The organism is Corynebacterium sp. LK14 (genome assembly GCF_008042215.1).
GTDB lineage: Bacteria > Actinomycetota > Actinomycetes > Mycobacteriales > Mycobacteriaceae > Corynebacterium > Corynebacterium striatum.
Map to the genome: position 1 here is coordinate 347591 of NZ_NOVQ01000009.1, position 13930 is coordinate 361520.

12 protein-coding genes are annotated in these 13930 nt (G+C 61.7%); 10 read left to right on the plus strand and 2 right to left on the minus strand.

Annotation, left to right across the window (positions count from 1 at the left end; translation table 11 throughout):
• Positions 1-2: 2 nt before the first annotated feature.
• Entirely contained in the window at positions 3-401 is a 399-nt protein-coding gene (locus CHU71_RS04975; protein ID WP_147760373.1) for a hypothetical protein, read from the plus strand.
• Here the strand turns inward: CHU71_RS04975 and CHU71_RS04980 are convergent.
• Positions 398-1486 (minus strand): glycerate kinase, encoded by a 1089-nt coding sequence (locus tag CHU71_RS04980; RefSeq protein WP_187272023.1) that lies wholly within the window; start codon positions 1484-1486, stop codon positions 398-400. The genes CHU71_RS04975 and CHU71_RS04980 overlap by 4 nt on opposite strands.
• A 127-nt stretch (positions 1487-1613) precedes the next feature.
• On the opposite strand from CHU71_RS04980, the gene gdhA reads away from it, so the two are divergent.
• Both gdhA and CHU71_RS04990 read left to right on the plus strand, forming a co-directional pair.
• Positions 1614-2960 carry an NADP-specific glutamate dehydrogenase gene (gdhA, locus tag CHU71_RS04985; protein WP_147760375.1) on the plus strand — a complete coding sequence of 449 codons (1347 nt, stop codon included), beginning with the start codon at positions 1614-1616 and terminating at the stop codon, positions 2958-2960.
• Between the two features lie 138 nt (positions 2961-3098).
• Positions 3099-3794, plus strand: coding sequence for a DivIVA domain-containing protein (locus CHU71_RS04990; RefSeq protein WP_005528822.1), 696 nt, complete (start codon positions 3099-3101; stop codon positions 3792-3794).
• 9 nt (positions 3795-3803) lie between these two features.
• On the opposite strand, the gene CHU71_RS04995 is transcribed toward CHU71_RS04990, so the two are convergent.
• On the minus strand, positions 3804-4211 hold the full coding sequence (locus tag CHU71_RS04995; protein ID WP_147760376.1) for a hypothetical protein: 408 nt from the start codon (positions 4209-4211) through the stop codon (positions 3804-3806).
• A 335-nt stretch (positions 4212-4546) separates the two neighbouring features.
• Between CHU71_RS04995 and CHU71_RS05000 the strand changes: the two genes are divergently transcribed.
• From CHU71_RS05000 to ftsY, 7 genes are read left to right on the plus strand one after another with little or no spacing between them, the layout of a single operon-like run.
• Complete coding sequence (locus CHU71_RS05000; RefSeq protein WP_236592631.1) at positions 4547-5101, plus strand: DUF177 domain-containing protein; 555 nt, start codon at positions 4547-4549, stop codon at positions 5099-5101.
• The gene (gene rnc / locus CHU71_RS05005; RefSeq protein WP_147760377.1) at positions 5098-5868 is read left to right on the plus strand and encodes a ribonuclease III; all 771 of its coding nucleotides are present in this window, start codon (positions 5098-5100) and stop codon (positions 5866-5868) included. The genes CHU71_RS05000 and rnc overlap by 4 nt, the downstream gene beginning before the upstream one ends.
• Complete coding sequence (mutM, locus tag CHU71_RS05010) at positions 5868-6689, plus strand: bifunctional DNA-formamidopyrimidine glycosylase/DNA-(apurinic or apyrimidinic site) lyase (protein WP_147760533.1); 822 nt, start codon at positions 5868-5870, stop codon at positions 6687-6689. The genes rnc and mutM overlap by 1 nt, the downstream gene beginning before the upstream one ends.
• 37 nt (positions 6690-6726) lie before the next feature.
• Positions 6727-8244, plus strand: coding sequence for a sodium:alanine symporter family protein (locus CHU71_RS05015; RefSeq protein WP_147760378.1), 1518 nt, complete (start codon positions 6727-6729; stop codon positions 8242-8244).
• On the plus strand, positions 8245-8523 hold the full coding sequence (locus CHU71_RS05020; RefSeq protein WP_005528834.1) for an acylphosphatase: 279 nt from the start codon (positions 8245-8247) through the stop codon (positions 8521-8523).
• Between the two features lie 28 nt (positions 8524-8551).
• Complete coding sequence (gene smc / locus CHU71_RS05025) at positions 8552-12094, plus strand: chromosome segregation protein SMC (RefSeq protein WP_147760379.1); 3543 nt, start codon at positions 8552-8554, stop codon at positions 12092-12094.
• Positions 12095-12143: 49 nt separating this feature from the next.
• Positions 12144-13673, plus strand: a complete 1530-nt coding sequence (gene ftsY, locus CHU71_RS05030) for a signal recognition particle-docking protein FtsY (protein ID WP_147760380.1) — start codon at positions 12144-12146, stop codon at positions 13671-13673.
• The last annotated feature ends 257 nt before the right edge of the window (positions 13674-13930 follow it).

Here is a 13930-nt window from a genome sequence, read left to right on the forward strand (position 1 = left end):
ACATGCCAATTATTCAGTTTGATGTCCTTGTGCCGGATGCCCAAGCCGAGCGCGTCGCCGAAGTCTTTAGCACCGCCACTCAAAAGCTCCTAGATAACGGAACTCTGTCTGCCGCAAACGTTACTCGCGTGGCCGATCCCAAAATCCCAGAGGGCCTCGATGCGCAGCTGCGCCAGACCTACCGCGATGAGCACGAGGATCGCGAGCTAGAAGACGCTAACGTTTACCGCTACGACATCAACGTCGAAGGAGTAAAAGGCTCCGTCAATCAGCTGACGATGGTGCTCGCGCGCCTGCTTACCCCGCATGCGGTGCTCCCGAAGGACCACGTCTTGTTGGAAGACGAGGTGGCACACGAGCGTCCTGCTATCTTCCCATGGTCCGTCCAGGTGCAGCCCTAGCTTGCAAACTTAGCTGCTAGCTGGATGGCTGCTTCACGCAGTTGCTCGATGACGTCGCCTTCCTCACCCAGCTCCACGCCTATCGCGCCGTCGGGCAGTGGGGCGTCGATGCTCCCGGCGATGATGCCTAGGGGAGTCTTGTCCGCCAGGTCCGCGAGGGTTCCCACGACCTTGCCGGTGAGCGACTGCTCGTCGAAGCGGCCTTCACCGGTGATGATGAGGTCTGCCTGAGAAATCTTCTCGGGCAGGCCCATTTTTTCTGCCACGTAAGCTCCGCCGGCAAGCAACTCGAAGTGCTCGTCGTTGCCCCACAGCGTTTCCGAGAGCCAGCGCAGCGCAATGGGGATGCCGCCTGCGGCGCCGAAGGATTCGGCGGTTTCGTCGACGCCCGTTACCTCGCACAGCTGCAGCAGCGCACCCGCGAGCAATGCAACTTGTTCGCCCTCGGCGCCCTTTTGTGGGCCGTACATGGTGGCGGCCTGGACAGGGATGGCGCGGGTATCTGCGAGGAGCGTGTAGTCGAGCGCACCCGCCTTGATGTTGAGCTGCGCAGTATCGATGCTTGCCAGGCGCACCAGCGGGGCGCCGCCCTTTGGCAGGGCATAGCCACGGTCGTCGTGAGCCGCTGCGCCCAGCGCCGCAAGGATGCCCATGCCGCCGTCGATGGTGGCGCTGCCGCCGAGGCACAGCACGATGTGCTTGGCGCCGCGCGACTCCGCGTCAGCGATGAGCACACCCGTGCCATAGGAATCCGAGTGCAGTGGGTTCAACGCATCGGCGACGGCGGGCAAACCGGTGGCGGAGGCGACGTCGATAAGCGCTTGCTCGCCGGCCAAGTAGTAGCTGGCCTCGGTGAGTCGGCCCACGGCGTCGGTAGTCGGAAGCGTGACGGTCTGCACTTCAGCTCCGAAAAGGGCGGCGGCGTTAGCGAGGATTTCTGCTGTGCCTTCGCCGCCATCGGCCATGGGGAGGGTGGTGATGGTGGCGTCGGGAAGCGCGGCGCGCAAGCCCCCAGCGATGGCTGCGGCGGCTTGGGCTGCGCTTGCCGTTCCTTTGAAAGAGTCTGGTGCGACGATTATATGCATGCGGAAAAGTATAGGCGTAGGGGTGTTTCTGCTCATACCGAGTTGCATTTTTGGTCGATTAATAGAAAACTACTTCTTGTTCTGCAAGACATAAGCCGCCCTGCGGCCGCAGCGAAAGGTGACCCACGTGTCGATCGACCAGCAAATCTCCGAATACTACGACAAGCTCCTCAAGCGCAACGCCGGCGAGCCAGAGTTCCACCAGGCATTGTTCGAGGTCTTGGATTCCCTCAAGATCGTCTTGAATAAGGATCCTCACTACGCTGATTACGGCCTCGTTGAGCGCCTGTGTGAGCCGGAGCGTCAGCTGATTTTCCGTGTTCCGTGGACCGACGACCAGGGCAACATTCACGTCAACCGTGGCTTCCGCGTTCAGTTCAACTCCGCGCTTGGCCCGTACAAGGGCGGCCTGCGTTTCCACCCGTCCGTGAACCTAGGGATCATCAAGTTCCTGGGCTTTGAGCAAATCTTCAAGAACTCCCTGACCGGCCTGCCCATCGGCGGCGGCAAGGGTGGCTCTGACTTCGACCCGAAGGGCAAGTCCGACGCTGAAGTCATGCGCTTCTGCCAGTCCTTCATGACTGAGCTACACCGCCACATCGGCGAGTATCGCGACGTTCCTGCGGGCGACATCGGCGTCGGCGGCCGCGAGATTGGCTACCTGTTTGGTCAATACCGTCGCCTGGAAAACAAGCACGAATCCGGCGTCCTTACCGGTAAGGGGCTGACCTGGGGTGGTTCCTTGGTGCGCACCGAGGCTACCGGCTACGGCCTGGTCTACTTGACCTCCGAGATGATGAAGGCCCACGGCGAGTCCTTCGAGGGGGCAAGGGTCATCGTCTCCGGTTCCGGTAATGTGGCCATCTACGCCGCAGAGAAGGTTCAACAGCTCGGCGGCACCGTCGTAGCGATGTCTGACTCCGCTGGTTACGTCACCACCCCGAATGGCGTGGACATCGAGCTGATTAAAGACATTAAGGAAGTCCGCCGCGAGCGCATTTCCGCCTATGCTGCAGAAGCCGGCGAGGGAGTGGAGTACCACGCAGGTGGCAACATCTGGGAGGTTGCTGCCGACGTCGCCCTGCCTTGCGCAACTCAGAACGAACTCGACGTCGACTCTGCTAAGGTCATGGCAGCGAACGGCGTCCGCTACGTCGCTGAAGGAGCAAATATGCCGTGTACCGCGGATGCTGTCCACTACTTCTTGGGCTCTGACGTGAACTTCGCGCCGGGCAAGGCTGCTAATGCCGGCGGCGTTGCAACGTCTGCTCTGGAGATGCAGCAGAACGCTTCGCGTGATTCTTGGTCTTTCGATTACACGGACCAGCGCCTGCACGAGATCATGTCAAACATCTTCAAGAACATCGACAAGACTGCCAAGGAATACGACATGGCAGGCGACTACGTCGCTGGTGCGAACATCGCTGGCTTTAAGAAGGTTGCTGACGCCATGCTCGCCCAGGGTGTCATCTAAGACTTAAGGTACCTGCATAAGTGGAAAGAGCTCTCCGGGGCTCTTTTTTCATGCCAACTTCAAGTCGAACTTGAGATTTTTGGCTAAAGTGCCGCGTGGGATACGTGTGACGAAAGTTTCTTTGGTTACTCTGAGCGCATGTACCGCGTATTTGAGTCCCTCGATGAACTTGTTCGCAACCTGGAGCAGGCTTACTCCGTTCCCATGACCGCCAACTGCATGGTTCCGCGCCACGAAATGCTGGCGCTTCTTGACGACCTTCGTAACGCCCTACCTGTCGAAATGGACGACGCCCAAGACGTCCTCGATAAGCAGGACGAAATCCTGGCTGGCGCCGAGGAGCGCGCCGCCCAGATTGTCGCCGACGCCAACGCGCAGGCTGATGAGATCATGTCCCGCGCGCAGGAAGACTCTGACGCCATGCTTTCCGACGCCCAGCACCGTTCCACCACCATGGTGGCTCAGGCAGAAGACGACGCCAGTGCCATGATCGAAAGCGCCCGTGCCGACGCGGACCGCACCATCGCACAGGGCAACAAGGAGTACGAGCGCAGCGTCGCTGCCGGCCAGGCCGAGCAGGACCGCTTGGTCTCCGAGTCTGAGGTGGTTCGCCGCTCCAACGACGAGGCACACCGCATCGTCGAGACCGCCCACACCGAGTCCAACCGCCTGCGCACCGAGTGCGACGAGTTCGTTGATTCCAAGCTGGGCGAGTTCGAGTCCACGCTGTCTGGCCTGCTGCGCACCGTTAATTCTGACCGCCAGGCGCTGCGTCGTGGCGCCGGTGTGCGTGCGCGCGGCACCGAGCGCAGCTCGGAACGCTACGAGCGTTAAATCCTGTCCCTAGCGGGGTTCTGCTAGGGACGTCGCCAGTGGCCCCTGCTGGTGGCCAGACGGTCTGTCGTACACCGCCTGGCCATCAGCAGGGGTCGTTGTCTTTGCTGCGGCGGCAATAGCGGCACTCACGAAGGCAGGGAGCCCGAAGATGGCCCAAAGAAGCAGGCACATGCTCGACGGGCTGGATGCGAAGGCGTCGAACTGCGTGAACGCTTCGACGACGTACATCAGGGCGACCATCGTGCTGATTCCGGCAATCGTCGAGGCGGTAGTCATGAATACGCCCGCCACCGATTCGCGGGAGTACCACGTCAGCCAGCCCACACCAACGCCGAGTGCGCCGGAGGCGATGATGATAGTGACGTCGAAAGGCAGTGGCAGCGCGAAGAACGCTCCGAGAATCATCCCGAACATCAATCCGCGCCATGCAACCGAGCGCAGCGGATATCCCTGAGCAGTGCGTTTGGCATGGCGATGACAGTAAGCTGCGACACCAACGAGCAGGCACACGGGAGTTACGCAATAGAGGGGAAACGCCCAACCAAGCTGGGACAATTCGCCGGGCAGGCCTGCGGTGTCGAAATTCATAAGAGCTAGCGTAGGGGCGTTTAGGTCATGTGTGAACCCTATAAACATGGTGCATAGGGGCTTGTGCGGTGGGTTTCAGGTAATCCCCAGGTATGGTTGCGGCGGCTAGGTGCGGCGTCGGCTAAGAGTATGACGCCCCACAGGGTAGGCTATGAGGCGTTATGGCAGATGTATTGGAATCACCGCTGAAATTTAATGTGGCCGAGTTGCTGCGCAGCCAGGGCGCTGCCGCGATGCCTGAGCAGCGCGTGCAGAAGGGACCCGCGCCGGAGCGCATCGGTGTGGAAATGATCGCCGTCGAAAAGGGCGACGAAATCACCGTCGACGCCACCTTGACGCCGCTGGGATCGGGCGTGCTTGTCGACGCCGCCGTTACCGGCACCCTCACCGGGGAGTGCGCGCGGTGCCTTAAGGAGCTCCATCCGGAGCTGGACCTCCACGTATCGCAAGTATTCGCCGCGGATGAGGGCTTCATTGGCGGCGACGAAGCCGACGCCGAGGACCAAGGCTCGGGCGACGAAGTCCCGGAAATCGTCAACGACGAGCTCGACCTTCTGCAGACCGTCATTGATGAGGCGGGCCTCGGCTTGCCCTTCGCACCGGTGTGCGAGAACGGCTGCGACATCGAAACCCCAGAGGGTGTCACCACCGGAGTATCCGGTGAGGAGGAAGATAAGGTCGATCCTCGATGGTCCGGACTGGAGAAGTTCCTGTGAGCAAGAAAAATAAGCTAACCGGTGAAGAGGCTCTCGAGCACGCATATGCTGCGGTCGACCATGCGCCACTTCTGAAGTCTTTGGGCGTCGAGCTGGCCGATGAAAACCTGCGTCTGGCCCTGACGCACCGCTCTTTTGCCAACGAAAACGGCTACCTTCCCAACAACGAGCGGCTCGAGTTCTTAGGCGATGCAGTCCTCGGATTGTCTGTGGCTTCGAAGCTGTACGAGCAGTACCCGTCGCGTCCGGAGTCGGATATCTCGAAGATGCGTGCTTCCATCGTGTCTCGCTACGGCTTGTCCGATATCGCCCGCGAGATCGAGCTTGGCCAGCACATTCTGCTGGGCAAGGGCGAGCAGTCCACGGGCGGTCGCGACAAGGATTCCATCCTTGCGGATACCACCGAGGCCATCTTTGGCGCCATCTACCGCCAGTACGGCTTTGAAACCGCACGCGACGTCATCCTGCGTCTGTTCCAGAAGAAGATCGACAACGCTGTCGTCTCCGGTCGCCACATGGACTGGAAGACCAACCTGCAGGAACTCTGCGCTGAGCTCAAGGCGCCGATGCCGGTCTACACCGCGACGTCGACGGGCCCTGAGCATGATCAAACCTTCACCGCTGTGGCTACCGTCGCCGGCCTGACCGTAGGAAATGGTGTGGGCCACAACAAGAAGTTGGCCGAGCAGCAGGCCGCGCAAGAAGCGTGCCAAACGCTGCGCGAGACTCCGCTTCTCGTTCAGGGCACCGCAAACCGCGAGCTTTAATGCCGGAGCTGCCCGAAGTTGAGTCAGTCCGCCGCGGGTTGGAGGGTTACCTTCCCGGGCGGACTTTCGAGCGCGTTGAAGTCCTGCACCCGCGCGCGAACCGTGGGCAGGAAGGTCCTCTCGACCAGCTGTTGGTGGGGCGGGAGATAGGCGGCGTCGCAAGGCGCGGCAAATTCATGTGGATTGAGTTCGCCGACGAGAATCTCCACGACCCCGGTCGCGACGTCCTCTTCGTGCACTTGGGCATGTCCGGCCAGATGCGGGTGGGGGAGACGGACTCGAAACATGTGCGGATCAGGGCGTCGTTAAGCGGCGGCGTGGACCTGTCCTTTATTGACCAACGTACTTTTGGCTACTGGTTGTTGGCCCCGTGGCTGAAGATTGCGCACATCGCCCCGGACCCCCTCGAGCCTGATTTCGATATCGTCGCGGCCGCGCGGCGGATTCGCGCGAAGAAAACCGCGGTGAAGACCGCCCTGCTGGACCAGACGGTGGTTTCGGGCATCGGCAACATCTATGCCGACGAGGCTTTGTGGGCCGCGCAGGTGCAGCCCCAAAAGAAGGCTTCTACACTGCGGCAACGTGACGCTATAGCGCTTATCGACGCCGCCGCCTCCGTCATGCGCGCCGCCCTCAAGGTCGGTGGCACGAGCTTCGATGCCTTATACGTCAACGTCAATGGTGAGTCGGGGTATTTTGAGCGATCCCTGCACGCGTATGGGCGCACCGGAGCGCCGTGCGACAGGTGCGGAACCGAGCTGGTGCGCGTCGTAGTGGGTGGTAGATCCACCCATTTTTGCCCCCGCTGCCAGACCTATTAATGGATCGATAGGGGATACATAGCGTTAAATATTCTCCATGGAATTTCTTGAGAACGCTGTGACAACGTTCAATGACTCAGTCTGGACCTATCTGATCCCATGGATCTTGATCGCTGCCGGACTCTTTTTTGGTTTCCGTACCGTTTTGGTGCAAATCCGAATGGTGCCGGAAATGTTCAAGGCCGTGGTTGAGCGCCCGAAGGGCGTCGGTCGCGACGAAGACGAGGACTACGGCGGCATTTCTGCTTTTAAGGCCTTCACCATTTCGGCGGCGTCGCGCGTGGGCACCGGCAACGTGGCTGGTGTGGCCGTGGCCATCTCCGTTGGCGGCCCGGGTTCTGTCTTCTGGATGTGGCTCATTGCGATTCTGGGCGGTGCGACTGCGTTTGTCGAGTCCACCCTGGCGCAGGTGTGGAAGGTCCGCGAGGGCTCCGCTTATCGCGGTGGCCCGGCCTACTACATGAAGCGCGGTCTGGGCTGGGGCCCGCTGGCTGCGATTTTCTCGGTGGCTATCGCGTTTACCTTCGGCTTTGTCTACAACGCTTTCCAGACCAACGCGATTGCTGACTCCATCGCGTTCTCCTTCGGCTGCGAGGACACCATGTTCCGCGCTATCGTCGGCCTGATTGTGGCTGCTGTGGCTGCACTCATCATCTTCGGTGGAGTGCAGCGCATCGCGAACATCACCCAGGTCATCGTTCCTTTCATGGCTATTGCTTATCTGCTCATCGGTGGCTTCGTGGTGATTATGAACTTCGACAAGGTGCCGGGCATGATTGGCGACATCATCGGCCACGCCCTCGGCTTCAAGGAGATCGCCGGTGCTGGTTTGGGTACCGCGATGATGAAGGGTATCCAGCGTGGTCTGTTCTCCAACGAGGCCGGTGAGGGTTCTGCTCCTAACGCAGCTGCCACCGCAACGGTGTCCCACCCAGTTAAGCAGGGCCTCGTGCAGACCTTGGGCGTCTACTTCGATACCTTGGTGGTCTGCTCCATCACGGCGTTCATTATTTTGCTCGGCCCGTCCATTGCTTATGGTGAGGAGGCTGAGGGTGTTTCCCTGACCCAGGCGGCTTTGGCTTCTGAGGTCGGGAACTGGGGCATTCACTTCGTGACCTTCATCCTCTTCTTCCTGGCTTTCTCTTCAATTCTCGGCAACTACTACTTGGCCGAGGCCAACGTTGAGTACCTGACCCGCAGCAAGGTAGTCCTCAACATCTTCCGCTTGGTCGTGCTTTTCTTCGTGTGGTTCGGTGCGGTCGGCTCCCTTCCGTTCGTCTTCGCACTGGCCGATACCGGCGCTGCGACGATGGTCTTCCTCAACATCCTGGCTATCGTTCCGCTCTCAGGCGTGGCCATCAAGCTGCTCAAGAACTACAACGAGCAGCGCCGTAAGGGCATCGATCCCGTCTTCCACCGCGACATGTTGCCGGAGCTTAAGAACGTCGAGTGCTGGGACGGCTCTGACCCAGTTACCCGCCGCAGTCCGGAGGACCGCCAGCGCCTGCAGCACCAGTACGACCTGGGCGACCACTCCAACTTGAGGGAGTACTAAATGGAGCGCATGACTGCGTTTGTCCACGGTTCGGTCCAGGGTGTGGGCTTCCGCTGGTGGACGCGTTCGCGCGCTTTGGAGCTAGGCCTTGCCGGCCATGCCACCAACTTGGCTGATGGCCGCGTGCAGGTGGTGGCGGAGGGCCCATGCGTCGACTGCAAGCGTTTGCTCGAGTTGTTGCGCGAGGAGCCTTCAACCACTCGCCGCCCGGGCGTGGTCACCACCGTGGTGGAGCAATGGTCGACGCCGCGGGGCGAAAGCGGATTCATCGAACGCTAGCGCCGTAGTAGTTGCTAAACTTTCACGAATGCACCTCAAATCGCTCACGCTCAAAGGCTTTAAGTCTTTTGCGTCTGCGACGAACCTAAAATTCGAGCCCGGTATCTGTGCCGTTGTGGGGCCCAATGGCTCGGGCAAGTCGAACGTCGTTGACGCCTTGGCGTGGGTAATGGGCGAAGGCAGCGCCAAGACCCTGCGCGGCGGCAAGATGCAGGACGTCATCTTCGCCGGAGCGGGCGACCGCAAGGCGCTGGGGCGCGCCGAGGTCACGCTGACCATCGATAACTCGGATGGCGCGCTGCCCATCGACTATTCTGAGGTCTCCGTTACCCGCCGCATGTTCCGCGACGGCGCCAGCGAATACGAAATCAACGGCTCTAAAGCCCGTTTGATGGACATTCAGGAGCTGCTATCTGATTCAGGCATCGGCCGCGAGATGCACATCATCGTCGGCCAGGGAAAGTTGGCGGAGATTCTTGAATCGCGCCCTGAGGACCGCCGCGCCTACATCGAAGAGGCCGCCGGCGTGCTCAAGCATCGCCGCCGCAAGGAGAAGGCGCAGCGCAAGCTTACCGGCATGCAGGCCAACTTGGATCGCCTCCAGGATCTTACCGACGAACTGGGAAAACAACTCAAGCCGCTGGCGCGTCAAGCAGAGGCAGCCAAGCGCGCCGCCACGGTGCAAGCAGATCTGCGCGACGCGCGCCTGCGGATCGCCGGCGACCAAGTAGTCCAACTGCGCAAGAAGTTCGCCGACGCCAAGCACCAGGCTGCCATGCTGGCGGAGCAGGTCGCCGAAATCACCGAGCAGCTTGAGGAAGCCTCCGGCGTGCAGCTCGAAATCGAGGCTGAGCTCGGCGAGACCATCCCCAAAGCCGAGGCCGCTCAGAAGCTGTGGTTTGACCTTTCGACCCTTTCCGAGCGAATCTCCGCGACCCAGCGCATCGCCGCCGAGCGTGCCAGCAATGTCGGCGCGCAGGTCGCCTATGCAGGTCAAGACCCCGAGGAACTCGAGGCCCGCGCACTCCGCGCAGATGAGGAGCACGCGGAGCTGCTCATGGTCGCCGAGGAGGCCGCTGAGCGTCTCGAGGGCATCCGCGAGGAAGTCGCGGAGCGCCGCGCAGCCTTCGAAGAGGCCGAAAAAGAACACATGGCGCAGCTGCGAGCCATCGCGGACCGCAGAGAGGGCGTCGTCAGGCTCATCGCCGCTGAGGATAACCTGGCAAGCCAGGTCACCGCAGCAGAAGAAGAGCTGCAGCGCCAGGAAGAGACCCTGCAGTCCACCAAGTCTCGCACGCGCACGGCGCAAGCCGAGGCAGACGATGTCGCCGACAAACTCCGAGCGCTCAATGCCGAGCGCGAGCCTCTCGAAGAGGCACACGTGCGCGCTGCCAGCGAGTCGAGCGCCGCCGACAAGCGCCTCGAGCAGCTGCGCGACGGCCAACGCGAACGCGAGCGCGCCGTTTACACCCTGCGCTCGCGTATCGATACCCTGGCGCAGACGGCGCCTGAGCACATCGACCTGGGCGAGGACTTCCAGCCGCTGGCAAACTTCATCTCCACCAAACACGAGACCGCCGTCGCGGCAGCATTGGGTGCCTTTGCAGAGGCCCAAGCCGGCGAGGTCACCGACAGCGTCGTTGAAAGCCTCAACAACGCCACGCGCACCCCGCTCATTGACATCGCCAGCAACGCTGCCGCACAGTGGCGCTTGGACTCCGACCTTCCCTCCACAGCCACGTGGTTGCTCGACGAAGTGGTGCTGGTGCCGGAGGTGCAGGCTGCGGTCACACGCCTGCTTTCCGACGTCGTCCTGGTCCCGGATCTCTCCGCCGCCCGCGAGGTGGTGCGCGAGGACCCGCGCCTGCGCGCCGTGACCCCGGAAGGCCTGCTGGTGGGCGAGGGCTGGGTCGAGGCCGGCACCGGCGCTTCCTCCACGGTAGAGGTCTCCGCCCGCATCGCGGAGGCTGAGTCCCAGCTGGAGTCCGCTACGCAGGAGCTCGAGGAACTCTCCGGCACGTTGGAGGGCGCCAAGATTGCAGCTGACGAAGCCCGCGTTGCCGCGGCGTCGGCTAAAGCTGCTCTCCGCGAGCACGACACTGAGGTCGAGGCCTGGCGCCGCGACCACCAGCGTCTTATCAAGCAGCACGAGGTCAACAAAGCCGAGCACGAGAAGGCCGCCGCGCGCGCAACCGACATCGAGGTCAAACTCGCGGAGCTGCGCGAGCAACTTGCCGAAGCTCGGGATCGCCTTGCGCGCGTCGACGATGACGAGCACGACAACGAGCCTTCCTCCGTCGAGCGTGACTCCGCGTCGAGGATACTCGAGCAGGTCAAAGCCATGGAGATGGAAGCTCAGCTCGCGGCCCGCACCGCCCAGGATAGGGTGGGCCAGGCTGCGGGCAAGGGGGACGCGCTGCGTCGCCAAGCAGAGCATGAACGTCAGGCAAAAGCTCGCCATGAGCAGGCGATGGCGCGTCGCAAAGCGCAAGCTGCCCTGGCTGGCGCGGTGTCCAAGCACGCCCAGGACCTGGCTACCCGCACGGCCCATGCCTTGGAGCGTGCCACCGCCGAGCGCGATGACTTGGTCAACCAGCGCAACGTCTTGAACGCCCGCTTGCAGTCCGCGAAGCAGCACGTCTCTGCCACCCGCCAGCAGCTCGACCACCTGACCTCCAATGCTCATGACTCGGAGATTGCGCGTTCCCAGGCGCAGGTGCGTGCCGATGAGGCGGAAGCGAAGATTGTAGAACAGCTGGGGATCGCCATCCCGGACCTGCTCAAGGATTACACCCCGGGCGAGGATTTCGACCGCGGCGCCGAGACCGCGCGCCTGAAGCAGGCGGAGAAGGACCTCAACTCGTTGGGCAAGGTCAACCCGTTGGCGCTGGAGGAGTACAAGGCTTTGGAGGAGCGTTACTCCTTTTTGTCAACGCAGCTTGACGACGTCATCCAGGCCCGCAAGGATCTCTCGGGGGTTATTGAGGATGTCGATAAGCAGATCCTGCAGCTGTTCACTGATGCCTGGAAAGACGTGGAAGCGGAGTTCCCGAAGGTCTTCCAGACGCTGTTCCCAGGCGGTGAGGGACGCCTGATTTTGACGGAGCCGGACGACATGTTGGCTACCGGAATTGAGGTGGAAGCCCGTCCGCCGGGCAAGAAGGTCAAGCGTCTGTCCTTGCTCTCTGGTGGTGAGAAGTCCTTGACGGCGTTGGCGATGCTGGTGGCGATTTTCCGCGCGCGACCGAGCCCGTTCTACGTGATGGATGAGGTTGAAGCCGCGCTTGACGACGTCAACCTCCGACGTCTCATCGCCCTTTTCGAGGAGCTGCGCAAGGACTCGCAGCTGATTGTGATCACGCACCAGAAGCCGACAATGGACGTGGCTAACGTCTTGTACGGCGTGACTATGCGTGGCGACGGTGTCACGCGTGTGATTTCCCAGCGCATGAGTCCAGCTGGCGCTGCGCCGGGAACTGACGCTGCGGCCCAGGACGCCACCCGCCTGGGCGTCGACGCGCCGCGCGGACCTGCCGCTGTTGACGGCGCAGGAGATACTGACGGCAATTAATGTACGGCAAGTGGTGCCCGATGGGGTTAAGCCTGGCACTATAGAGGGCATGAATACTATCTCGTGGATTCTTATTGCCGTAGCTGTCATTGTGGTGCTGGCTATCGTGCTGATAGTTGTTGGCAAGAAGCGTGGTGATTCGAAGAAGGTTTCCTTCGAAAAGCCCGCCGAGGAAGCACCGAAAGAGCTGACCCAGGAGCAGAAGTCTGGCAACTACCAGGCTAAATCCGGTTTTAACTTCGCTCCGGCTGGTAGCGGCGCCGACAAGCAGCCAGAAAAGGTTCCTGCTGCTCAGCCTGCAGCCCAGCCTGAGGCAAAGCCTGCAGAGGCGCCAGCCGAGCCAAGCGATACCCGCGATGCAACCGAGCTCGCCAATGCCCAGCTCGCAGACGAGGACGTTGAGGCTCCTGTAGCCGAGGAGACTCCAGAAGTTGACTCCACCGATACTGCGGCGGGCATTGCCGCAGGCGCCGACGAAGAGGAGCCAGTCGCGCAAGACGTGCCAGACCTTCCAGAGGCTGAGGAAGCGGCTGTCGCTGCGGAAGCGCAGACTGCGGGCGCTGAGGCCGCTCTTGATGCTGAGCCGGAGGATCTGCAGGTCTCCGAGGACGCTGAAGTTATTCCAGCGCCGTCCGAACCAGATGCTGACATCGAGCCGGCGGGCGGGCGCCTGGGCCGCTTGCGCGGCCGTCTGTCCCGGTCCCAGAACGCTATTGGTCAGGGCCTCTTGGGCATCCTGTCTGCAGGCGACCTCGACGAGGACGCCTGGGAAGAAATCGAAGACACCCTCATCATGGCAGACCTGGGCACCAAGTCCACGCTGAAGGTCACCGAGTCCCTGCGCGACAAGATCGCTGAGCGCGGCGTGTCCAGCGAGGAAGAAGCACGCGCGATGCTGCGTGAGTCCCTCATCGAGGCCGCCCACCCAGAGATGGACCGCTCTATCAAGGCCATGCCAAACGAGGGCAAGCCGGCCGTCATCATGGTCGTCGGCGTCAACGGCACCGGCAAGACCACGACCACAGGCAAGCTGGCTCGCGTTCTCGTCGCCATGGGCCACAAGGTGTTGCTGGGCGCGGCCGATACCTTCCGCGCTGCTGCCGCCGATCAGCTGGAGACCTGGGGGCGCCGCGTCGGCGCCACGACCGTTCGCGGTAAGGAGGGGGCTGACCCCGCATCCGTTGCTTTCGATGCCGTGGCAGCCGGCGTCGACCAGGGTGTCGACGTGGTACTCGTCGACACCGCCGGTCGTCTGCACACCTCCGTCGACCTGATGGATCAGCTGGGTAAGGTCAAGCGCGTCGTCGAGAAGAAGACCGAAGTAGACGAGGTGCTGCTGGTGCTCGACGCCACCGTCGGCCAGAACGGCCTGACCCAGGCTCGCATTTTCCGCGAGGTCGTGGACATCACCGGTGTTGTCCTCACCAAGCTTGATGGCACGGCCAAGGGCGGCATTGTCTTCCAAGTACAGGAGGAACTCGGTGTACCGGTCAAGTTGGTTGGCCTTGGCGAGGGTGCCGATGACCTGGCTCCATTCGAGGTCGAGGGCTTTGTCGACGCCCTGCTAGGGGAGAAGTAGCAGCGTCGTTGCACTCATGCGTGAAAAGCCGCCGGGAAAACCCGGCGGCTTTTTCTGTACCTATTTTGCTTCTAATATCGAGTAGCCGTTAGAATTTTGGGAAAGGTTGCGTCGAAAAGCCCAGCTCCTGCGGTGTTTTTCTGGCAACCTAAAACGTCCCAGCGTCACCTTGGGCACAGAAACAATGTGCTTTGCTCTAAACCACAGTGGTACTGTGGATACGTCTTATTTTTTGCACGCTCAAAGTTATAAATCTC